The sequence below is a fragment of the Neisseria yangbaofengii genome (assembly GCF_014898075.1).
Taxonomy (GTDB): Bacteria; Pseudomonadota; Gammaproteobacteria; order Burkholderiales; family Neisseriaceae; genus Neisseria; species Neisseria yangbaofengii.
In genome coordinates this window covers 2,541,146-2,562,908 of the sequence record NZ_CP062976.1, presented here as the reverse complement: position 1 = coordinate 2,562,908, position 21,763 = coordinate 2,541,146, and the positions used below count along the sequence as shown (strand labels likewise).

Genomic DNA, 21,763 nt, shown 5'->3' with positions numbered 1-21,763 from the left:
TGGGAATTCTTATTTTAATATACTATATTTCCGTCTCCAAACCAACCATGCAACGTAATCAGTCCAATCTGGCCCGACCCTTCAATATTCCGCTGGAAAAATTCGACTATACCGATAATCTCCAGCAACCTGAACAAACCCGAAGTCTGGCAGCCGAACCCCTCCTGCCTGAAGACGAGCAATACTTTCAGGGGACAGGTAAAGTGTTTATTACCATTGGGCGCCTGTCGATGGAAAAGGACCATGCCAAGCTCATCAACAGCTTTGCACAAATTGCCGCCGATTATCCCGATAGCCGGTTACTGATTGTTGGCGACGGGGCTCTGCGTCATGCTTTAAGCCAGCAGATTGCCGAACTCAAATTGGAAAATCAGGTTCATCTGCTGGGATTACGCTCCAACCCTTTCCCTTTGCTCAAAAAGGCTGACTGCTTTGTGCTTTCCTCCAACCATGAGGGGCAACCCATGACGCTCTTTGAAGCCATGATTCTGGAAAAGATGATTATTGCCACCGATATTGTCTGTTCACGCGGAGTCTTGGAAAACCGTTCAGGCTACCTGGTTGAAAATTCAGTTACAGGACTGGCTCAAGGCTTGGGTGACTTTTTGGCAGGCAAACTGACCCTGACCACTTATGATATTGAAGATTACCAGCAAAAAGCCATTAATCGTTTCTACCACTTAATCAATTAATAAAGAAAACCCATGAAAACCCAACGCAAAATTATTACGCCCAATGCCCTCATTATTCCTGAAAATTGGCCACTTAGGAGAATCAATTCCCGCGAAGAAAAATTTATTGACCCTACCTATACACAAAAATACGATAATACCTCTATTTTTTACGATGTCTTTCAAACAGAGAACAAAGTCTACTTAATCGGCCCTCCACTGCTCAACCTGGCTCCGGTAATTGACAATTGCCAAGCCATTGACCAACAAGGCAAAACCATCAAACTTACATTGCAGACCAAATCACTTGAGCGGAGTCAATTAAGTTGGATTGACTTAACGCCAGAATTACAAAAAAAGAAAACGGTATCGATTTCCAGCAAGGTCTACGCTCCGGCTTAACCCTGATTACCGAGCGCCACATTCCTTGGGTTAAAAATTGGGTATGGAATAACAATGTATTGGTTTTTGAAACGGCCACCCCTTTTGGTCAGGTAGCCTTTGATGTAGTCAACGCCCAAGATTACATCCACCTCAACATTTCCGTTCGAGACATCAACCAATTTAAGATTTTCGCCGAAAAAATGTTGGCAAAAGACTACCGCCTTAAAATTTTGAGCAACAACAAAGGCTTCAGTATCGGCCGCAAGTCTAAAAAAGACTTCAAGAACTTTGAAGATGCAGCCCGTTATTTTGGCCGGCTGATTTTAGAGTGGTATCATATTCTCTGATCCATTAACCATTACTGAAGATTTCGCAACACAATACTTTTTGAAGATTGTAAAGATCCCATGCCGTCTGAAACTTTTCAGACGGCCTTATTGAAAAGGAACAAGGAAAACGCTATGAGCATTCTCGTTACGGGCGGTACCGGCTTTATCGGCTCACACACCGCCGTTTCCCTAATTGAAGCAGGCTACGATATCGTGATTCTCGACAATCTGTGCAACTCCAGTGCCAAGATTCTGCCACGCTTAAAAGAAATTACCGGTAAAGACATTACCTTTTATCAAGGCGATATTCGTGATCGTGCTTTGCTGCAAAAGATTTTTGCCGAACACAAAATTGAAACGGTCATGCACTTTGCAGGTTTGAAAGCGGTGGGCGAAAGCGTGGCCGAGCCGATGAAGTATTATGATAATAATGTTTCGGGCAGCCTGATTTTGGCGGAAGAAATGGCCAAAGCAGGCGTGTTCAGCATTGTGTTCAGTTCGTCAGCTACCGTTTACGGCGACCCGGCACGTACGCCGATTACGGAAGATATGCCGGTGGGCTGTACGACCAACCCTTACGGTACATCGAAATACATGGTGGAACGCATTTTATCGGATATTCAAAAATCCGATCCGCGCTGGAGTGTGATTTTACTGCGTTATTTCAATCCGGTTGGTGCGCACAAAAGCGGTTTGATTGGTGAATATCCTAATGGTATTCCAAATAATTTGCTGCCTTATATCTGCCAAGTGGCTTCGGGCAAGTTGCCTTATTTATCGGTATTCGGCAACGACTACCCTACACCGGACGGCACCGGTGTACGCGATTATATCCATGTAGTTGATTTGGCCGATGGTCATTTGAAAGCCATGCAAGCTAAAGCAAAAGAATCAGGCGTGCATATTTATAATTTGGGTACGGGCAACGGTTATTCTGTTTTGGATATGGTTAAGGCTTTTGAAGCAGCTTCCGGCTTGGATATTCCTTATCAAATCAAACCGCGTCGAGATGGCGATATTGCCGTTTGTTTTGCCGATCCTGCGTTTACCGAATCACAAATCGACTGGAAAGCGCAATTTGGTTTAACCCAAATGATGGAAGATTCATGGCGCTGGGTGAGTAATAATCCGAATGGCTATGATGATTAAGCGATAAAGAAAGGCCGCCTGAAGCTTCAGACGGCCTTTATTAATTTGTGATAAAATCAGACAAATAGGATAAATATTATAGTGGATTCACTTTAAAATAGGACAAGGCGGTGAGCCGAAGACAGTATGAATAATACGGCCAGGCGAACCAACGCCGTACTATTTTAAAGTGGATTTACTATATCTATCACAATATTTCAATTGTCTCCATCATGAAAAAAATTCTTGTTACCGGCGGCGCCGGTTTTATCGGTTCGGCGGTTGTCCGCCATATCATCAATAATACGCAAGATGCAGTGGTGAATGTGGACAAACTCACTTATGCGGGTAATTTGGAATCTCTGGAATCTGTGGCTAATCATCCGCGCTATGCGTTTGGACAAGTCGATATTTGCAACCGAGCAGCGCTGGATCGTGTGTTTGCCGAGCATCAGCCGGATGCGGTGATGCACTTGGCGGCGGAAAGCCATGTCGACCGCAGCATTGATGGCCCTGCGGCATTTATCGAAACCAATATTGTCGGCACTTACACGCTTTTGGAAGCAGCACGCGCGTATTGGCAGAATATGCCGTCCGAAATAAAATCAGCCTTCCGTTTCCATCATATTTCTACTGATGAAGTGTATGGCGATTTGCACGGCACGGATGATTTGTTCACCGAAACCACGCCTTACGCTCCTTCCAGCCCTTATTCGGCTTCCAAAGCTTCCAGCGACCATTTGGTGCGTGCATGGTTGCGTACCTACGGCTTGCCGACCATTGTTACCAATTGTTCCAACAACTACGGCCCTTACCATTTCCCTGAAAAACTGATTCCGCTGATGATTCTGAATGCGCTTGATGGCAAACCGCTGCCGGTGTATGGCGACGGTATGCAGATTCGCGATTGGCTCTATGTCGAAGATCATGCGCGTGCGCTGTATCAAGTAGTGACGGAAGGTGAAATCGGCGAGACCTACAATATTGGCGGCCACAATGAAAAAGCCAATATCGAAGTGGTGCGCACCATTTGCACCTTGTTGGAAGAATTGGTGCCAAACAAACCGCAAGGCGTAGCGCGTTATGAGGATTTGATTACCTATGTGAAAGACCGCCCGGGTCACGATGTGCGCTATGCGATCGATGCAGGGAAAATCAGCCGTGACTTGGGCTGGCAGCCGCAGGAAACTTTTGAAAGCGGCATCCGCAAAACAGTAGAATGGTATCTGGACAATAAAACCTGGTGGTCGCACGTGTTAGACGGCAGTTATAACCGTGAGCGTTTGGGCAATTAAATAGAGACCTTTGCAAACGCCCCGTCTTTGGCACATTTCTTCGTTAGGCACTGCTCGAAAGCTTGCCTATTTTTATGATATGTCTGCGCTTTCTGTGCTGCTCTAACTTCGAACCGTACTCAAATCCGGGGTTTTGCAAAGGTCTCAAATAAAAAAACACGTTCAGGCGGCATTAAGGCCGTCCGAACACAAACTACACAAGGAAAACAAGCCGATGAAAGGTATCATTCTCGCAGGCGGCAGCGGCACCCGCCTTTACCCGATTACCCGCGGCGTATCGAAACAATTGCTGCCGGTGTATAACAAACCGATGATTTATTACCCCTTGTCGGTGTTGATGTTGGCCGGAATCCGTGATGTGTTGGTCATCACCACGCCGGAAGACAACGATGCTTTCCGCCGCTTGCTAGGCGACGGCAGCGATTTCGGTATTCAAATTTCCTACGCCATCCAACCCAGCCCCGACGGTTTGGCACAGGCATTTTTAATTGGTGAAGAATTTATCGGCGATGATTCGGTATGCTTGGTGTTGGGTGACAATATTTTCTACGGCCAGCATTTCAGCCAATCGTTGAGGGAGGCCGCCGCTTCTGTGAAAACCAAAGGCGCCACCGTATTCGGCTACCAAGTGAAAGATCCCGAACGTTTCGGCGTGATTGAGTTTGACGATAATTTCAAAGCCCTGTCAATTGAAGAAAAGCCCAAACAGCCCAAATCCGATTGGGCGGTCACCGGCCTCTATTTCTACGACAATCGCGTGGTGGAATTTGCCAAGCAAGTAAGGCCGTCTGAACGCGGCGAATTGGAAATCACCACCTTGAATCAAATGTATTTGGACGACGGCTCTCTCAATGTCCAACTGCTCGGCCGCGGTTTCGCTTGGCTTGATACCGGCACACACGCCAGCCTTTTGGAAGCGGCTGCATTTGTAGAAACCATTGAAAACATTCAAAACCTGCAAGTGGCCTGTTTGGAAGAAATCGCTTGGCGCAATGGCTGGCTGAGCAGTGATGAAGTCAGAACCTTGGCACAGCAGATGTGTAAAAACGAATACGGACAGTATTTATTGCGATTGGTTGGCAAAGATTAAGAAGCCGTTTTTACCGGTTTCCAGGCCGTCTGAAACACTTTTTTTCAGGAAAAACATGATGAATGTCATCGACACCCGTATTCCCGATGTCAAATTTATCGAACCCAAAGTCTTCGGTGACGAGCGCGGTTTCTTTATGGAAACCTTCCGCGATGAATGGTTCCGCCAAAATGTGGCCGACCGCACTTTTGTGCAGGAAAACCACAGTAAATCCACCCAAGGCGTGTTACGCGGTTTGCATTATCAAACCGAAAACACCCAAGGCAAGCTGGTTCGTGTCGTATCGGGCGAAGTATTTGATGTAGCCGTGGATATGCGCCGCGATAGCCCTACTTTCGGACACTGGGTCGGCGATATTTTATCGGCGGACAACAAACGCCAATTATGGGTACCGGAAGGCTTTGCCCATGGATTTTATGTGTTGAGCGATGAAGCGGAATTTGTCTATAAATGCACCGATTATTACAACCCGAATGCGGAACATTCCCTGATTTGGAATGATGCTGCGGTTGGGATTGACTGGCCTTTATTGGGCGAACCGAACTTATCGGCCAAGGATTTGGCGGGTAAGTTACTTGCCGAAGCAGCAACTTTCTAAGCAGTAACTCCATGAATCAAGGCGGGGATACACCCGCCTTTGTTTTTTTCGGTAGAATAGTATCCAACTGTTTTGTGGCTGACAAGGCCGTCTGAAACCTTTCCGCTTTTCCCGATAAAAATCCATATGGTAAAAAACGCTTACATTCCATCTCGCGGCATCCGCAAAATTCCTAATCTTGCAGATTTTCTGCCCGAGTACACCATCCGAAAAAGCAGCCAACATGCGGAAACAGTTATCGGCTGGGGCCTGCGTCCAACCACCCATAAAGCGCGTGCGTTTGCACAATCACACAGCTTGCCTTTTGTGGCATTGGAAGACGGCTTCTTGCGCTCATTAGGCTTAGGCGTGGCCGGTTATCCCCCGTTTGCACTGGTTTATGACGATATCGGCATTTATTACGACACAACCCGCCCATCGCGTTTGGAACAGTTGATTCTGACGGCGGATATGCCGTCTGAAATGCTTAGCCAAGCGCGGCAGGCAATGGATTTGATTTTGACGCACCGTTTGTCCAAATACAACCATGCGCCGGATTTTTCAGACGGCCTTTTATCGCCAAAACCTGACATTCATGCCATGATAATGAACAAAACTTTACCAAAAACAGTATAATGTCCTACTCTTAACGCATAATCCCGTCCATCATGTCCGCCGCTGTCCCAGAAACCCTTTACCAGCAAGCCCGTACGCTGTTGGCCAAAAGCCCGAACAGCATGCAAGGTTTGGCCTTGCTGCGCCAAGCGGCGGAACAAGGGCATCCGGATGCAGCGTTTGAAGTCAGCCTGATCATGATGGAAGCGCCTCAGCCCGATTATCCGGCGATTCTTTCGTGGCTCGACATTGCCGCCCAACAAAAACACCCCTACGCCACCTACAATCTGCTGCGCATCCGCGAAAGCATGGGCGCATCATTTGACCGCCACATTCAGCAATATGCTTGGTTGGCCGAAAGCGGCTTGCTCGCCGCGCAACTGAGCCTGCTCGAATATTATGCCGACCGCCATGATACGCAGGCCGTGTATTGGGCGCAGCAAACGGCAGCACAAGGTCATCCGTTCGGCCAATATTTTTTGGCGTTGCACCATCATTTTTCTGCCGAACCTGATTTAACCAAAGCCCGCGAGCTGTATCACCGGGCTGCCGAACAAGGCTTGCCCGTTGCCCATTGGCAACTGGGCAAAATCTACCGCTACGGCATAGGCACAAACATCGACAATACCCTTGCCTCCCATCATCTGCGCTTTGCCGCCGACAACGGCTTTATCGCTGCACAAACCCTGTTGGCCGATGTTCTGGCCGAACAAAACCATGCCGAGGCCTTGAATTGGTATCAAACCGCCGCCGATAACGGCGACCAACAAGCGCGTACCGCCTTGGCACGCCATTACCTGACCGGCCGCCTGACCGAGCGCGATCCCTTGCAAGCGGCCAAACACGCCAAAATCGCAGCCGGGCACCGCCACCCCGAAGCCCTGCAACTGATGGGCGATATCTACCGCTACGGCTTGGGCATTAAAGCCGATGCGCAAACCGCCGGGCATTATTACCGCGAAGCTGCCGAACACGGCAGCTTGAGTGCCTACCAAAAGCTGTTGAGCGATGCCGCGCTGTACCGCCCCGAGCAATACGAGCGCATCAAAACCGCCGCTCTGCAACACCAGCAAACCGAGCAAACCCATCAAACCGCACTCGCCCACCACCAAGGCCGTCGCAATCAGGCCGTGAATTATGTGGAAGCACGCAAACTGTATATGCAAGCTGCCGCGCAAGGCCATGCCGCTGCAGCGTTTGGCCTAGGCTTCATCTATTTCCACGGCCAAGGTGTCAAAGCCGACAACCGCCAAGCCGCCTATTGGTTTGAACAAGCGGCAGAGCAAGGTCATGCCGAAGCACAATACCATCTTGCCCGCCTGTATTACTACGGCCAAGGCGTGGTCGCCAATGTGCCCATTGCCTGCGCCTGGCTGCAAGCCGCCATCGAAAACGGCTATGAAAATCCGAAGGCTTTTGAGTATTTACTAGATAAATGGCAGCACGAAGCAGGTTTGGTACCTTCAAAATAAAACAGGCCGTCTGAAAGGTAATCTTTCAGACGGCCTGTTGATTAAAATTTCATATTTACTTCACGCAAACGGTAATACCGGTTAAGCCTTCGACTTTCGCTCGGATGATATCGCCTTTCGCCACCGCCCCTACACCTTCAGGCGTACCGGTAAAAATCAAATCGCCCGGCCGCAAGGTAAACAATTCCGATAATTTAGCAATCGTTTCCGCCACACTCCACGTCAAGTGATTGATGTTGCTGCTTTGCTTGGTTTCACCGTTGACACTCAATTCAATCGCCGCGTCAGACAGCGCACCGGTTTCGCTGATGCGGTGCAATTCACCAATCGGCGCCGAAAAATCAAACGCTTTGCCGATTTCCCACGGGCGGCCGGTTTCGCGCATTTGCGCCTGCAAGTCGCGGCGGGTCATGTCCAAGCCGACCGCGTAGCCGAAAATATGTCCTTGGGCATCTTCCGCACGGATATTCTGACCGCCCTTACCGACGGCCACTACCAATTCCACTTCATAATGATAGTTTGATGTTAAGCCCGGATACGGCAAATCGACGGTTTCATTGGCCGCCACCGGCACAATCGATTGGCAGTCGTTCGGTTTACAAAAGAAAAACGGTGGTTCGCGGTCGGGATCGGAACCCATCTCGCGCGCATGACCGGCATAATTACGGCCGACACAATACACACGGCGCACGGAATATTTGTCGCTGCTGCCTGCCACCGGCAAAGCGGCCGTCTGAACCGGCTCGAAAACGTATGACATGATTTCTCCTCTGTTTTTCATCAAGACAATTTGGCCGACAGTTTAGCAGATTCGCCCGGGCTGATGTGCGTTTTCGCTTAAGCGTTGATTCATCAGGCCGAAACCTTTGCAAAACCTCAGATTTGAGTGCAGTTCGAAGTGGGCGCAGCACAGAAAGCGCAGACGTATCACAAAGCCGGGCAAACTTTCAAGCAGCGCATAACGAAGAAATGTGCCAAAGATAAGGATTTTGCAAAGGCTCAGGCCGTCCGAAGCTTGGCCATCGTCAGCTTGCGCACGGTTTCAGACGGCCTAAGCCATCTTTTTCAGGTAAAATACCGCCATTGTTTCCACTATCGAGAAAGCCCGTCCATGTACGCCCTTGCCCGCTCCATTCTATTCAAAATCAATCCCGAAACCACCCACAATATGACCATCAAAGGTCTGCAAATCTGCGACAAACTCGGCCTGATTCCCTTTGCCGACAACCAAGGCAAAGCCACCAAACTGATGGGGCTGCATCTGCCCAATCCGGTCGGCTTGGCGGCAGGTTTGGATAAAAACGGCGAATGCATCGATGCGTTCGGTGCACTCGGTTTCGGCTTTCTCGAAGTCGGCACCGTCACACCCCGACCGCAGCCCGGCAACCCGCAACCGCGCCTGTTCCGCGTGCCCGAGTACCAAGGTATCATCAACCGCATGGGCTTTAACAACCACGGCATCGATGCCATGATCCGCAACATCGAAGCCGGCAGCTATAAAGGCATTTTAGGCATCAACATCGGCAAAAACGCCGTCACCCCGATTGAGCATGCGGCTGATGATTACCTGATTTGTTTGGAAAAAGCCTATGCCCACGCCGACTACATCACCGTAAACATTTCTTCGCCCAACACCAAAAACCTGCGCGCGCTGCAAGATGGCGACGAATTGAGCGCCTTGCTGGAAACCTTGAAAAACAAGCAGGCACACTTACACGCCGCACACGGCAAATACGTGCCGCTGGCAGTGAAAATCGCCCCTGATTTGGACGAAGCGCAAATCGAAAACATCGCCCACGTGGTCAAAAGCGTGCAAATGGACGGCCTCATCGCCACCAACACCACCATCGACAAATCATCGTTGGGCAACCATGCCTTAGCGCAAGAACAAGGCGGCTTGAGCGGCTTGCCGGTGCGCGAGAAAAGCAACCAAGTGCTGAAATTATTGGCCGGATACATCGACGGTGCACTGCCCATTATCGGTGTCGGCGGCATTATGGAAGGCCGTGACGCAGCCGAAAAAATCCGTTTGGGCGCCACCGCCGTGCAAGTGTACAGCGGCTTAATCTACCAAGGCCCCTCGCTGGTAAAAGATTGCGTGGCAGCGATTCGCTAAACATCATGCCCGATAAACCGACAGGCCGTCTGAAATATTTCAGACGGCCTGTCGGCAAAACTCAATTCGAACCACAAATCTATCTGCCGCCATTATCGGGCTTGCCCCGATAATCCGCTCCTTGAGATTCAGAACCTTACACGGATGACAAAAAATTTTTCCATCTCTACCTAGGACAAAGGCCGTCTGAAATATTTCAGACGGCCTTTGTTTATTTCAAATCAACAATCCATTAAGCAAATACTTGCAATTGCGGGTTGATGCCGGCTTGCGGCGGATTGCCGGCATAGTTACGCAAAGCCGCCAAAGCCACGCACGACGCTTCAACGGCTTGCTGCCGGTTGTAACGGCAGCAAAGAAGGCTTGCAGTCCGGCATCGGCTACCGTACTTTTTTTCGCCATCGCCACTCGGGTAAACACCGCCGGAGCAGACGATTTCTCATCGTCAAATGCGCCCGCATCCAACACACGCGCGGCTTGGACAAACTGCTCAGACATCAGTTTTTCCAAGGTTGCCAATTTGGCGTGGCCGGCCACGCAGAAGCCGCATTCGTTGGTTTTGGCGCGATGATTTGCACCACTTCCGCTTCGCCTGCGGTCAGGCTGTTGGCGGCATTCATTTTGCCGGCTTCTTGATAAAATGCCAAAGCTTCGGGGCAGTATCCAAATTGTGTACGGTCAAACGTGCCGTGCTGATTTCCTTTCCCAACCGAATCAAAATAAACAAACCATGCCAACCGATTCGGACCCAGAGCAAAAGCCCCAAAAGCCGTTTGCTTAAACCCAAAATTGCATCGGCAGCAGATATATGATTTTATTAAAAATTATAGCGGATTCACTATAAATCCCCGTCATTGCATTAGCTTATTTATTACAAGGCCGTCTGAAACTATTTTCAGACATTCCATTGGTTAATGCGGCTATTTTATCTGTTTGCAAGGCCATGGCCGCAATATACAAAAAAAGCCGCCTTTTCCTTTATAATGCACTTTATTTTCTTAGATTTCAGACGGCCTGTTTCATCACGTGCCGTCTTCGCAAAGGCTTTATCATGTCATCAAACCAAACCCTGCTTTTAGTCGACGGCTCATCTTATCTCTACCGCGCCTACCATGCGATGGCGCCGCTCACCGCCCCGGACGGCACGCCCACCGGCGCGGTGTACGGCGTATTGAACATGCTGCGCCGCCTGCGCGCCGACCATGTTCACGATTATTGCGCGGTGGTGTTTGATGCCAAAGGCAAAAACTTCCGCCATGATATGTTTGCCGACTACAAAGCCACCCGCCCGCCTATGCCCGATGATTTGCGTCCGCAAGCGGAAATGCTGCCGGAACTGGTGCGGTTGATGGGCTGGCCGGTGTTGGTGGTTCCGGGTGTGGAAGCGGATGACGTGATTGGCACATTGGCACAACAAGGCGGCGAAGCGGGCATGAAAGTGATTGTGTCCACCGGCGACAAAGACATGGCGCAGTTAGTCAACGAGCAAGTAACCCTGGTCAACACCATGAGCGGCGAAACGCTTGACAGCGAAGGCGTGGCGGCCAAGTTCGGCGTGCGCCCCGGCCAAATCCGCGACTATCTGGCGCTGATGGGCGATAAAGTGGATAACGTGCCGGGCGTGGAAAAATGCGGTCCGAAAACCGCCGCCAAATGGCTGGAGCAATACGGTTCGCTTGAGGGCGTGATGGCCAATGCGGCCGAAATCAAAGGCAAAGCCGGCGAAAACCTGCAAGCCGCCCTGCCGCGCCTGCCCTTGTCTTACGAACTGGTGACGATTAAAACCGATTTGGATTTGCACGGCGAACTTTCGGACGGCCTCGACAGCCTGCGCCGCCAACCCCCGAAATGGTCGCAATTGGCGGTCGAATTCAAACGCCTCAACTTCCGCACCTGGCTGAAAGAAGCGGAAGAGCGTTTGCGTGAAACGGCGCAAGGCGATGATTTGTTCGGCAATCCCGACATCGGCGAACAAGCCGCATTGGCCGCCGAAATGCCGTCTGAACACATCATTGCCCAAGCCGAAAAACCGGCCAAGCTGGATTACCAAGCAGTGACCACGGAAGCACTGTTTGCCGCATTATTAAGCAAACTCGCCGCCGCGCACACCATCGGCATCGACACCGAAACCACCTCACTCGATGCCATGAATGCGCAATTGGTCGGCATCAGCATCGCTTTTGCAGCCGGCGAAGCGGCGTATATTCCGGTCGGCCACACGCCGGCCGCCGCGCCCGACCAATTGGCTTTGGAAGGCGTATTAGGCCGTCTGAAACCTTTTCTAGAAAGCGAAACGCTGCACAAGATCGGCCAAAACCTCAAATACGACCAACACGTGTTCGCCAATTACGACATCGCGCTCCAAGGCATCAGCGGCGATGCCATGCTCGCTTCCTACATTGTCGAAAGCCATTTGGGACACGGCCTTGACGAGCTGGCCGAACGCTGGCTGGGCTTGGAAACCGTGACCTACGAATCCTTATGCGGTAAGGGGGCGAAAGCGATTTCATTTGCCGATGTCGCCTTGGAACAAGCCACCGAATACGCCTGCCAAGATGCCGATTTTGCCCTGCGCATCGAAAACCATTTGGCCGGACAAATGGACGATAAGCAGCGCGACATTTATCAAAACATGGAATTGCCCGTGGCGCAGGTGTTGTTCGAGATGGAACGCACCGGCGTGCAAATCGACAAAGCCGAATTGGCCGCCCAAAGCCACGAACTCGGCCGCCGTCTGCTCGAATTGGAACAGCAAGCCTACGAAGCCGCCGGCCAGCCGTTTAACCTCAATTCGCCGAAGCAGCTGCAAGAAATCCTGTTCGGAAAAATGGGCATTCCGACCAAAGGCCTGAAAAAAACCGCATCCGGCGGCGTATCGACCAACGAAGCCGTGCTGGAACAGCTGGCCGCCGATTTTCCGCTGCCGAAAATCATCTTGGAAAACCGTGGCCTAGCCAAGCTCAAATCCACCTACACCGACAAGCTGCCGGAAATGGTCAACCTGCGCACCGGCCGCGTGCACACCACCTACGCCCAAGCCGTCGCCATCACCGGCCGCTTGGCGAGCAACAACCCCAACCTGCAAAACATCCCCATCCGCACCGAAGAAGGCCGCAAAATTCGCCGCGCCTTTAACGCACCGGCCGGCAGCGTAATCGTTTCTGCCGACTACTCGCAAATCGAGCTGCGGATTATGGCGCATTTGAGCGGAGACAAAACCCTGCTCGAAGCCTTCCAAAACGGCGAAGACGTGCACCGCCGCACCGCCGCCGAAGTGTTCGGCGTTGCCCCCGAAAACGTCACCGACGACCAACGCCGCTACGCCAAAACCATCAACTTTGGCCTGATTTACGGCATGGGTCAATACGGCCTTGCCAAATCACTCGGCATCGATGCCGTATCGGCGAAAAACTTTATCGACCGCTATTTCGCCCGCTATCCGGGCGTGGCCGACTATATGCAGCGCACCAAAGAACAAGCCGCGCAGCAGGGCTATGTCGAAACCCAATTCGGCCGCCGACTCTACCTGCCCGATATCCACAGTAAAAACGGCAACGCCCGCGCCGGTGCCGAACGCGCCGCCATCAATGCCCCAATGCAGGGCACTGCGTCCGATCTCATCAAACGCGCCATGAAAGACGTGCGCCAATGGCTGCTTTCAGACGGCCTGCAAAGCAAACTAATTATGCAGGTGCATGACGAATTGGTGCTGGAAGTGGTGGAGTCTGAATTGGATTTGGTAAAACAGAAGCTGCCCGAGATTATGGCCGATGCCGCCAAAGGCGAATTGAACGTGCCGCTGGTGGCTGAAGTGGGCGTGGGGAAAAATTGGGATGAGGCGCATTGACGATTGGGTAAACAAAGGCCGTCATTTTTGTAAAAACTCAAGATTTTTCAAAAATCTCGCGACATTAGCCGGCGCAAATTGAGTTGTGCAAAAGTCTCGGCCTTTTACCCGTCCTTACTTGCCACCCTACCTCTATTTGTTTACACTCAATCCATACCCCACAATAACGCAAAGGAGCGAGATATGGGCATTTTTAAAGATGATGAAGTGGATTTGAGCAAAGTCAAGCCGCAGCCTTACGAGAGTTTTGACGAACAAGACCGCAAACGTGAAGAATCGGCGACGGAAGTATATGAGCCGCTGACCGATGAGCAACGTCAAATCGTTCGCGAGCAGTCGGGCATTAATCCGGTGGAGCAGTTCGTGGAAGATGTGGTCAATGATGTGGCCGGTAATGATAAAGATTGATGGTTAGACCATGGCAAAGGCCGTCCGAACGTGATTCAGACGGCCTTTGGCTTTTAGGAAAACGTGTTTTTATGATGATGACACGTTATTCAAACGCTGAAATCATTTGCCGTAATAGCAGGCTGTTGCGCCTTTGGCACCGTCCGGACCGGTATATTCAAAGTGGGCTTCGCTGCCTTTTTGGTGCCATTCCGCGCCCATTCCCCACAGACCGGTGTTACCGGCGTAGAGTACGCCGGAAGCGGCGGAAGCTCGGGTCAACACGGCGCTGCGGTTTTCTACGGTGAGTTTCACCTTGTCTTGGCCGATGTTTTTAACGTTTACCGTCATGCCGTTGTCGCATTCAAAGGTCATCGGTTGGCTCATATCGGCATGGTGATGGTGGCGGCCATCACCGTGATGATGGTGGTTGTGGCTGTCGTGGCTGTTGCCGCTTTGGGCGCAGGCAGCCAGCAGAGTAATCGAAGCGGCCAATGCGGCGGCGGTGATGGTTTTCATAAAACACTCCTTTTCAGTTGCGGTATGCTTATGCATTACCAATAATTAATGGACTACATTCTACTATAGCTTTCTGTAAAATTTATCAGGCCGTCTGAAAAATTAGCCTGTAAACGCCAATTGTAAGGCCGTCTGAACCATTATGTTTCAGACGGCCTTATTTTGTTGGTATATTGATGAAATATTATTTTAATAAACAGTAGATTATGTGCACTTATCTGATAAATTGCCGCATATTTTGCGGTAACGGATTTGCTAACTGCAGTAAAAATCTGTTAAAAACACCTTACCGATTTTTCTATATTTCTATATAAGGATAACAAGATGTCGATTTTTGCTGCCATCAGCCACCAACTGACGCGATTTACTGCGCCCGTGATTATTTTAGCTTCTATCGCCGCTTTTATCGAACCGGCCACCTTTGCTTGGGTAAAAGGCGACACACAGATTTTAGTGTTGGGCATCATCATGCTGGGCATGGGCATGACTTTGGGTAAGGACGATTACCGTATTTTGGCGCAACGCCCGTTTGATATTTTTGTCGGCTCAATCGCGCAATATACCATTATGCCGCTGGCCGCCATTGGCATTGCCAAAGCCTTCAATCTGTCGCCCGGCCTGACTTTGGGCTTGGTGTTGGTCGGTGCTTGTCCCGGCGGCGTGTCTTCCAACATTATGGCGTTTTTGGCTAAAGGCGACGTGGCGTTTTCAGTCGGCATGACCACCGTTTCTACTGTTTTGGCACCGGTGATGACCCCTTTGTGGATGATGTATTTGGTCGGACAAACCGTAGAAATGGACGGCTGGGCAATGTTTAAATTCATGCTGCTGGTAACGCTGCTGCCGGTGGTGATCGGTTCGGTATGCAATATGTTGTTTGAACGGCAAGCCTGGTTTGCCGAAGTACGCGCCATTATGCCCGGCGTAGCGGTTTTGGCATTTGCCTGTATTGTCGGCGGCGTGGCGGCGGTACACGGCCACCGCTTTATGGAATCGGCGTTTGTGATGGTATTGGCGATTGCGGCGCACAACATTATCGGCTATATATTGGGCTTTTACTCGGGCGCATTGTTCGGTATGAACACGGCGAAAAAACGCACGCTGGCGATCGAAGTGGGCGTACAAAACGCCGGTTTGGCCACGGGCTTGAGCGCGAAATTCTTCCCGACCAACGCCGAATCCGCCGTTGTCACCGCCGTCGCCTGCGTGTGGCACTCGGTATCCGGCACGGTATTGGGCAACCTGTTTGCGTGGCGGGACAAGCGCAAAGCGCAATAAGGTTTGGATATATAGTGAATCCACGATAGAAAGGCCGTCTGAAACCATATGGTTTCAGACGGCCTGACGGTTTATTCAAACCCATTCAAAGCATTACTTCGCCGCTTCCAAAGCTTGCGACAAATCGGCCAGCAAATCGTCGATGTGTTCAATGCCCACGCTCAAACGCACCATGTCGGCGCCGACACCGGCGGCGGTGAGTTCTTCGTCGTTTAACTGGCGGTGGGTGGTGCTGGCCGGATGGGTGGCGAGTGATTTGGCATCGCCGATGTTGACCAAGCGCAGGAAGAGTTGCAGCGCGTCGATGAATTTGGCACCGGCTTCGCGGCCGCCTTTGATGCCGAAGCTGAGCAAGCCCGATGCTTTGCCGCCGTAGTCGCGGTCGATTAAGGCTTTATACGGGCTGTCGGCCAGCGCGGGATAGTTGACCCACGCCACTTGCGGGTGGTTTTGCAGAAACTCGGCCACTTTCACGGCGTTTTCGCAATGGCGTTCCATGCGCAGGGCGAGTGTTTCCAAGCCTTGCAGCAGTAAAAAAGCGCTTTGCGGCGACAAGGTAGCGCCGGTATTGCGAAGCGGCACCACGCGGGCACGGGCAATGTAGGCCGCCGCGCCGAAATGTTCGGTATAGTTCACGCCGTGGTAAGACGGGTCGGGTTGGTTGAAAATTTTGTCGAAACGCGGATTGCCTGCCCATTGGAATCGGCCGCCGTCGATAATCGCGCCGCCGATGGTGGTGCCGTGGCCGCCGATGTATTTGGTCAGCGACTGCACCACAATATCGGCACCGTGTTCAATCGGGCGGAACAAAGCCGGAGACGGCACGGTATTGTCCACCATCAACGGCAAACCTTGTGCGTGGGCGGCTTCGGCGAAGGCTCGGATATCGACCACGTTAATCGCCGGATTACCGATGGATTCGCAATACACCAGCTTGGTGCGCTCATCGGCCAGCACGGCGATTTGCTCGGGTTTGCCGGCATCGACAAAGCGAACTTCAATGCCTTGGCGCGGCAGGCTGTGTGCAAAGAAATTGTAGGTGCCGCCGTAGAGCGTTTTAGTAGTGATGATGTTGTCGCCCGCTTCCGCCAAAGTTTGCACGGCATAAGTAATCGCCGCCATGCCGCTGGCTACCGCCAATGCGGCGATGCCGCCTTCTAGCTTGGCTACACGCTCCTCCAACACAGCGGTAGTCGGATTCATTATGCGGGTGTAGATGTTGCCCGGCACAGCCAAGTTGAACAAATCTGCGCCGTGTTGGGTGTCGTCAAAGGTGTACGACGTGGTTTGGTAAATCGGCACGGCGGCGGCTTTGGTGGTCGGGTCGGAATGATAGCCTGCGTGCAGGGCGATGGTTTCTCGTTTCATGTTTTCCTTTTCCTTGAAGTCGTTATTGTTGAGGCCGTCTGAAAAGCCTTGTTCAGACGGCCTATATTTTAAAACATCATTACAAAACGCGTTTGAACAAATCCAGCATATTTTGCCATGATTGCTCGGCCGCTTCTTGCTGGTAGCCTAAATCCACGCCGTTGCGCTCACCGTTGTGAGTGGCTTTCGGGTTGGTGAAGCCGTGTTTGGCATTGGAGAACACGTCAATATGGAAACGGGCTTCGGCAGCTTGCATTTCGGCCCGGAAGGCTTCAACGCCTTCCATGGTCACCAAGGTATCCAACTCACCGTGTTCAATCAACAATTCGCCTTTGATGGTGCCTTTTCCGGCCGGTTCGGAAGGGGTCAGGTCGCCGTGGAAACTGGCCACCGCTTTCAACGGCGTACCGCGGCGGGCGGCTTCCAGCACCACACGGCCGCCGAAACAGAAACCGATGGCGGCCAAGCGCCCGCCGTCGCTTTCGGCTTGTGCCGCCAGCGCGTCTAAAGCCAGCTGTGTGCGTTCGGCCAGCAATTCCGGATTATTCACCAGCTTCATCATGTTTTCACCGGCCACAGTAGCATCTTCGGTGAGCATGGCATTGCCGTATAAATCAGCGGCCAACGCAGCATAACCTTACTCAGCCAAACGTTCGGCGCTGTTTTTGGCGTGTTCGCTCAAGCCCCACCATTCGGGTGCAACCAACACGGCGGCGGCTTTTTCACCTTGTGCCGGATAGGCGAAATGGCTTTGCAGGGTGGTACCGCTGCTGTCGGTATAGCTGACGATGCGCGTGAGAATGCTCATGGGGATTTCCTTTCTCTGATGGTTAGACTTGGGTGAGATTTGGGTTAGATTAGGCCGTCTGAAAAATAATTTCAGACGGCCTATTAGTATCATTAAACTTCGATTTTACTCAACACATAATCAATGTCTTTGTCGCCACGGCCGGACAAATTCACCAACAGACGTTTGCTGCTGCCAAGTTCGGCAGCACGGCGCAAGGCATAGGCAACAGCATGGGAAGACTCCAGCGCCGGAATAATGCCCTCTTCGCGCGACAGGGTTAAAAACGCATCCAAACATTCTTGGTCGGTAGCGCATTCGTAGCGTCCGCGGCCATTGTCTTTCAGCAGGCAGTGTTGCGGCCCCACGCCCGGATAATCCAAGCCGGACGCGATGGAATGCACGGCGGCAGGCGTGCCGTCTTCTTCTTGCAGATAGTAGCAGTTAAAGCCTTGAATATTGCCAAACGTGCCTTTGGCCATGGTCGCGGCGTGGCGGCCGGGTTTGTCCAAACCTTCGCCGGCCGGTTCGACGCCGACTAAATTTACCGATTCATCGTCGATAAAGGCGTTGAACAAGCCGATGGCATTCGAGCCGCCGCCCACGCAGGCCACCACTTCATCGGGCAAGCCGCCGTATTGTCGGGCAAACTGTTCGCGCGCTTCGTGGCCGACTATCGATTGAAAATAAGCCACCATTTCCGGATAGGGTGCCGGCCCCACCACCGAGCCGATGGCGAACAAAGCAGCATCCATTTGCGATAAATACGATTCGAACGCCGAATCCACCGCCTCTTTCAACGTACCCGCACCGGCAGAAACCGGCACAATTTTCGCACCCAAAATCTTCATGCGCGAGACATTGGGGTGCTCTTTGGCAATATCGGCCACGCCCATGTGGATTTCGCATTCCAAGCCGACCAAAGCCGAAGCGGTCGCCAGCGCCACGCCGTGTTGCCCCGCGCCGGTTTCGGCGATGACTTTGGTTTTGCCCATTTTTTTCGCCAACAGTGCTTCACCGATACAGTGGTTGATTTTATGTGCGCCGGTGTGGTTTAAATCTTCACGCTTCAGGAAAATCTGTGCGCCGCGCCGCGACAGGCTTTTGGCATGGTAAATCGGGCTCGGGCGGCCGACATAAGTGGCCTGCAGGCGTTTCATTTCGTTGATGAAATCTTCTTCGCCGATGATGTTGTGAAACGCGGTGTTTAATTCTTCTAAGGCTTTGGCCAATTCGGGATGGGCGATTTTGCCGCCGTGTTTACCGAAATTGCCGTCTGAATCCGGCAGGATCATGGGATTTAACTGTTCTTTTGCCATGTTTTGGCTATCTCCTCTATTATTTGTTTCATTCAGGCCGTCTGAAAAGTATTGAGACGGCGAATCCGTCTCTATTATAAACGATTTACCTGCGATTTGTTTTCAGACGGTTCCGGCAAATGATTTGTTTAAAATCATAAAATCAGCATTGATGTGAGGCCGACGGCAAATACGGTTTGGAAGAATATTTACAAATCCAAGCGGTTTATCCGGAAACCGATATTTAAACCGTCTGAATTCATCGTTTAATAAAGTAGTTCAATGAAAAGGCCGTCTGAAATTTCAGACGGCCTTTTTTTATTTTAACGCATTAGAAATCATAGCGCACATTCGCCATCACGCTGCGCTCGGCACCCGGAATATTAAACGTCGCGGCCGTACCCACGCGGGCATAGTATTTTCGGTTGAAAATATTGTCGGCATTGACCTGCACTTTCAATTTAGGCGTCACTTGATACGCCGCCATCATGTCAAAGGTGGCATAGCCGCCGGTTTTCACGTTTTGGTTCGACTCAAACTTGCTCATCGCATTGACACCGCCGCCGATGGTGAATTCCGGCGTGAGTTTGTAAGTCGTCCACAAATTCACCGTGTGTTTCGGCATAAACAGGAAGAACAAATCATCGCTGGTTGATGCGTAAGACGGCGTTTTGATTTTGCTGTTCAAATAGCTGTAACCGGCGTGGATATTCCATTTCGGCGTAATCGCACCGCTGATTTCGGTTTCAACCCCCTGCATCACGCGCTTGGCCAGCGGCAAAGAATAGCCGTAGCCGGCAACGCCGGCCGCCGCGTTTTTATCCTGCAAGCGGTACAGCGAGACGCGTGTGTTCAGGCGGTCGTTCAGGTAGCTGCCTTTGTAGCCCACTTCCAATTGATTGCCTTCGCGCGGCTTCAGCGGCGAGCCGTCTTCACCGGTTTCCGATTGCGGGCGGAACAAAGTTGAGTAGCTGGCATACAGGCTGCCGGTATCCGAAACATCCCATACCGAGCCCAAGTAACCGGTGAATTTGGTGTTGTTGCCGTTGGAATCGGAAATTGCGGTGGTGCCGCCGCGGCGGGTAGTGCCGCTGTTGTCCTGCTTGTAATAGCCGATACGGCCACCGGCAATCACCGACCAATCGGTCACCGGACGGAACACAACCTTACCGTATATACCTAATTCTCGGGTTTTGCTGTCGGAAGTAATATAAGTGGCGTTGTTTAAATTGCGGGCGCTGTCCAACACATCGACATAAGCAACCGATGACAGATTGCGGTAATCCACGCCGCGCGCCAACGCATATTGACCGCGTTCCAGCTTGGCATCGACGGTTTTATAATCCGCCCCGACGACAAATTCATTGGCCGTGCCGCCGATGGCGAAAGGCTGACTGTAGCTGGCATCCATGGTGAAAGCTTTTTGCTCGGCTTCAATACCCAAACCGGTGGCATTGACGGTATTGGTCGGACTCACGCCGCTGCCGCCGAAAGCATAATTCGAATCCGATTTACGGTCGGCATAGCGCATACCGATTTTGCCGTAGCCGCCGTTATCGAAATAGTGTTTCAAATCGGAAAACACATCATGGCTTTTCATGTTGAAATCGTTCCAATCCGCACCGACAAACACGTCATGTGTCACCGGCAAAGTGGTTTTGTCGGTGTAGGTCGGCAAGCCGTTGTCGGGGGTGATTTGGCGTTGCTGATAAAGATAGCCCAAACCGAAGGCGGTGTTCGGATTGATGTCCCAATCCAGCGCGGCATAAACAGTTTCGTGATGGTTATTGTCTTCTGCCGGTTTCGGCGATGAACCGAATGTTTGCGCCATGGCACGACCGCGCACGCTGCCATCGGCATTCAGACGGCCTGATACATCGCCTTCCAGTTTGTATTGTTTTTTGGTACCGCCGCCCGCACCGGCGTGGGCTTGGAAATCTTTGGTCGGACGTTTGCGCACCAAGTTCACAATCCCGCCCATTTCACCGCTGCTGTCAAACAAACCGCTCGGACCACGCATCAACTCCACGCGGTCGAAGGCAAACAGATTGGGCATGGTACCGTAAATACTGGCCATCGGCGATGATAAACCGTCAACATTGTATTCGCTGTATTCATAGCCGCGCGCATACACGGAAGAACGGCCGTCGTCGTTGGCCAACACGCGCATACCCGGTGTTTGGCGCGCCAATTGGTCGAAGGTATCGACATCGCGGTCTTTGATTTGCCGGTCGGTCAAGATGCTGATGGATTGCGGAATATCGCGCAAAGATGCCGGAATTTTGGTGCCGACGGTCACGGCAGACGAACTGTATTCGCCGTCTTTCTCGGTTGAGATGGCATTGTAAGAACGCTGGCCGGAAACATGAACAGTTTCCAAATCTACCGCCTGCTCAGTTTCGGCGGCAAAGGCAACAGATGATAAAGCAGCCAACACGGCTGCGGTGGTCAGATTGTGACGGAACATTTTTTTCTCCTGAATATCGACTGATTTATCATGAATGATAATAGTTATATTCTATATTTAGCTAATTTATCCTGGCAACTGCTGCCTGTTTGTTTACATAAAAATGGTAAAAATACCACATGCGCTTTTTATAGC

General features: G+C 51.6%; 19 protein-coding genes and 2 pseudogenes. 13 read left to right on the top strand and 8 right to left on the bottom strand.

Translation table 11 applies throughout. From position 1 onward, the window contains the following. Positions 1–47 precede the first annotated feature (47 nt). From H4O27_RS12440 to H4O27_RS12405, 9 genes and pseudogenes are all read left to right on the top strand, one after another. Positions 48–692: a glycosyltransferase gene (locus H4O27_RS12440; RefSeq protein ID WP_226883410.1), complete on the top strand. Its 645-nt coding sequence runs from the start codon at positions 48–50 to the stop codon at positions 690–692. A 12-nt stretch (positions 693–704) separates the two neighbouring features. Continuing rightward, positions 705–1,073 (top strand): hypothetical protein, encoded by a 369-nt coding sequence (locus H4O27_RS13230; RefSeq protein WP_226883409.1) that lies wholly within the window; start codon positions 705–707, stop codon positions 1,071–1,073. Positions 1,074–1,132: 59 nt separating this feature from the next. Continuing rightward, a complete protein-coding gene (locus tag H4O27_RS13225) occupies positions 1,133–1,402 on the top strand; it encodes a hypothetical protein (RefSeq protein ID WP_226883408.1) in 270 nt (89 codons plus the stop codon). A gap of 114 nt (positions 1,403–1,516) precedes the next feature. Beyond that, the gene (gene galE, locus H4O27_RS12430; RefSeq protein WP_165009261.1) at positions 1,517–2,533 is read left to right on the top strand and encodes a UDP-glucose 4-epimerase GalE; all 1,017 of its coding nucleotides are present in this window, start codon (positions 1,517–1,519) and stop codon (positions 2,531–2,533) included. A 212-nt stretch (positions 2,534–2,745) separates the two neighbouring features. Beyond that, positions 2,746–3,807 carry a dTDP-glucose 4,6-dehydratase gene (gene rffG, locus H4O27_RS12425; protein ID WP_165009263.1) on the top strand — a complete coding sequence of 354 codons (1,062 nt, stop codon included), beginning with the start codon at positions 2,746–2,748 and terminating at the stop codon, positions 3,805–3,807. A 214-nt stretch (positions 3,808–4,021) separates the two neighbouring features. Continuing rightward, on the top strand, positions 4,022–4,897 hold the full coding sequence (gene rfbA, locus H4O27_RS12420) for a glucose-1-phosphate thymidylyltransferase RfbA (RefSeq protein WP_165009265.1): 876 nt from the start codon (positions 4,022–4,024) through the stop codon (positions 4,895–4,897). 58 nt (positions 4,898–4,955) lie between these two features. After that, entirely contained in the window at positions 4,956–5,495 is a 540-nt protein-coding gene (rfbC, locus tag H4O27_RS12415; RefSeq protein WP_165009344.1) for a dTDP-4-dehydrorhamnose 3,5-epimerase, read from the top strand. Between the two features lie 126 nt (positions 5,496–5,621). Then, positions 5,622–6,092 (top strand): annotated as a pseudogene (locus tag H4O27_RS12410) (capsular polysaccharide export protein, LipB/KpsS family); the annotation flags it as partial. Positions 6,093–6,142: 50 nt separating this feature from the next. Next, entirely contained in the window at positions 6,143–7,561 is a 1,419-nt protein-coding gene (locus tag H4O27_RS12405) for a tetratricopeptide repeat protein (protein ID WP_165009267.1), read from the top strand. 55 nt (positions 7,562–7,616) lie between these two features. Here H4O27_RS12405 and H4O27_RS12400 read toward each other — a convergent pair whose 3' ends face one another. Further along, a complete protein-coding gene (locus tag H4O27_RS12400; protein WP_165009269.1) occupies positions 7,617–8,321 on the bottom strand; it encodes a fumarylacetoacetate hydrolase family protein in 705 nt (234 codons plus the stop codon). 351 nt (positions 8,322–8,672) lie between these two features. Here H4O27_RS12400 and H4O27_RS12395 point away from each other — a divergent pair, with 351 nt between their 5' ends. Then, complete coding sequence (locus H4O27_RS12395; protein ID WP_165009346.1) at positions 8,673–9,677, top strand: quinone-dependent dihydroorotate dehydrogenase; 1,005 nt, start codon at positions 8,673–8,675, stop codon at positions 9,675–9,677. Positions 9,678–9,909: 232 nt separating this feature from the next. On the opposite strand, the pseudogene H4O27_RS12390 reads toward H4O27_RS12395, so the two are convergent. After that, positions 9,910–10,333 (bottom strand): annotated as a pseudogene (locus tag H4O27_RS12390) (carboxymuconolactone decarboxylase family protein); the annotation flags it as partial. Positions 10,334–10,728: 395 nt separating this feature from the next. Here H4O27_RS12390 and polA point away from each other — a divergent pair. Further along, the gene (polA, locus tag H4O27_RS12385) at positions 10,729–13,524 is read left to right on the top strand and encodes a DNA polymerase I (protein ID WP_165009271.1); all 2,796 of its coding nucleotides are present in this window, start codon (positions 10,729–10,731) and stop codon (positions 13,522–13,524) included. 183 nt (positions 13,525–13,707) lie between these two features. Continuing rightward, complete coding sequence (locus H4O27_RS12380) at positions 13,708–13,932, top strand: GTP cyclohydrolase I FolE2 (RefSeq protein WP_165009273.1); 225 nt, start codon at positions 13,708–13,710, stop codon at positions 13,930–13,932. 102 nt (positions 13,933–14,034) lie between these two features. On the opposite strand, the gene H4O27_RS12375 is transcribed toward H4O27_RS12380, so the two are convergent. Beyond that, positions 14,035–14,430, bottom strand: a complete 396-nt coding sequence (locus tag H4O27_RS12375) for an MliC family protein (RefSeq protein WP_165009275.1) — start codon at positions 14,428–14,430, stop codon at positions 14,035–14,037. 324 nt (positions 14,431–14,754) lie between these two features. Here H4O27_RS12375 and H4O27_RS12370 point away from each other — a divergent pair, with 324 nt between their 5' ends. Then, positions 14,755–15,708, top strand: coding sequence for a bile acid:sodium symporter family protein (locus tag H4O27_RS12370; RefSeq protein ID WP_165009277.1), 954 nt, complete (start codon positions 14,755–14,757; stop codon positions 15,706–15,708). A gap of 93 nt (positions 15,709–15,801) precedes the next feature. Here the strand turns inward: H4O27_RS12370 and H4O27_RS12365 are convergent, their stop codons facing one another. The 5 genes from H4O27_RS12365 to H4O27_RS12350 form a co-directional block, all read right to left on the bottom strand. Continuing rightward, on the bottom strand, positions 15,802–17,076 hold the full coding sequence (locus tag H4O27_RS12365) for an O-acetylhomoserine aminocarboxypropyltransferase/cysteine synthase family protein (RefSeq protein ID WP_165009280.1): 1,275 nt from the start codon (positions 17,074–17,076) through the stop codon (positions 15,802–15,804). 79 nt (positions 17,077–17,155) lie between these two features. Further along, positions 17,156–17,701, bottom strand: a complete 546-nt coding sequence (locus H4O27_RS12360) for a dienelactone hydrolase family protein (protein WP_226883407.1) — start codon at positions 17,699–17,701, stop codon at positions 17,156–17,158. A 12-nt stretch (positions 17,702–17,713) separates the two neighbouring features. Beyond that, positions 17,714–17,884: a dienelactone hydrolase family protein gene (locus tag H4O27_RS13220; RefSeq protein ID WP_226883406.1), complete on the bottom strand. Its 171-nt coding sequence runs from the start codon at positions 17,882–17,884 to the stop codon at positions 17,714–17,716. 92 nt (positions 17,885–17,976) lie between these two features. Next, positions 17,977–19,182: a tryptophan synthase subunit beta gene (gene trpB, locus H4O27_RS12355; protein WP_165009282.1), complete on the bottom strand. Its 1,206-nt coding sequence runs from the start codon at positions 19,180–19,182 to the stop codon at positions 17,977–17,979. Positions 19,183–19,492: 310 nt separating this feature from the next. Continuing rightward, on the bottom strand, positions 19,493–21,628 hold the full coding sequence (locus H4O27_RS12350) for a TonB-dependent siderophore receptor (RefSeq protein ID WP_165009284.1): 2,136 nt from the start codon (positions 21,626–21,628) through the stop codon (positions 19,493–19,495). Between the last annotated feature and the right edge of the window lie 135 nt (positions 21,629–21,763).

Excerpts from the sequence above, each read along its gene's own strand:
- H4O27_RS12440 (WP_226883410.1), top strand. The coding sequence starts at position 48 with ATGCAACGTAATCAGTCCAATCTGGCCCGACCCTTCAATATTCCGCTG.
- H4O27_RS13230 (WP_226883409.1), top strand. The coding sequence starts at position 705 with ATGAAAACCCAACGCAAAATTATTACGCCCAATGCCCTCATTATTCCT.
- galE (WP_165009261.1), top strand. The coding sequence starts at position 1,517 with ATGAGCATTCTCGTTACGGGCGGTACCGGCTTTATCGGCTCACACACC.
- rffG (WP_165009263.1), top strand. The coding sequence starts at position 2,746 with ATGAAAAAAATTCTTGTTACCGGCGGCGCCGGTTTTATCGGTTCGGCG.
- rfbA (WP_165009265.1), top strand. The coding sequence starts at position 4,022 with ATGAAAGGTATCATTCTCGCAGGCGGCAGCGGCACCCGCCTTTACCCG.
- rfbC (WP_165009344.1), top strand. The coding sequence starts at position 4,956 with ATGAATGTCATCGACACCCGTATTCCCGATGTCAAATTTATCGAACCC.
- H4O27_RS12405 (WP_165009267.1), top strand. The coding sequence starts at position 6,143 with ATGTCCGCCGCTGTCCCAGAAACCCTTTACCAGCAAGCCCGTACGCTG.
- H4O27_RS12400 (WP_165009269.1), bottom strand. The coding sequence starts at position 8,321 with ATGTCATACGTTTTCGAGCCGGTTCAGACGGCCGCTTTGCCGGTGGCA.
- H4O27_RS12395 (WP_165009346.1), top strand. The coding sequence starts at position 8,673 with ATGTACGCCCTTGCCCGCTCCATTCTATTCAAAATCAATCCCGAAACC.
- polA (WP_165009271.1), top strand. The coding sequence starts at position 10,729 with ATGTCATCAAACCAAACCCTGCTTTTAGTCGACGGCTCATCTTATCTC.
- H4O27_RS12380 (WP_165009273.1), top strand. The coding sequence starts at position 13,708 with ATGGGCATTTTTAAAGATGATGAAGTGGATTTGAGCAAAGTCAAGCCG.
- H4O27_RS12375 (WP_165009275.1), bottom strand. The coding sequence starts at position 14,430 with ATGAAAACCATCACCGCCGCCGCATTGGCCGCTTCGATTACTCTGCTG.
- H4O27_RS12370 (WP_165009277.1), top strand. The coding sequence starts at position 14,755 with ATGTCGATTTTTGCTGCCATCAGCCACCAACTGACGCGATTTACTGCG.
- H4O27_RS12365 (WP_165009280.1), bottom strand. The coding sequence starts at position 17,076 with ATGAAACGAGAAACCATCGCCCTGCACGCAGGCTATCATTCCGACCCG.
- H4O27_RS13220 (WP_226883406.1), bottom strand. The coding sequence starts at position 17,884 with ATGAGCATTCTCACGCGCATCGTCAGCTATACCGACAGCAGCGGTACC.
- trpB (WP_165009282.1), bottom strand. The coding sequence starts at position 19,182 with ATGGCAAAAGAACAGTTAAATCCCATGATCCTGCCGGATTCAGACGGC.
- H4O27_RS12350 (WP_165009284.1), bottom strand. The coding sequence starts at position 21,628 with ATGTTCCGTCACAATCTGACCACCGCAGCCGTGTTGGCTGCTTTATCA.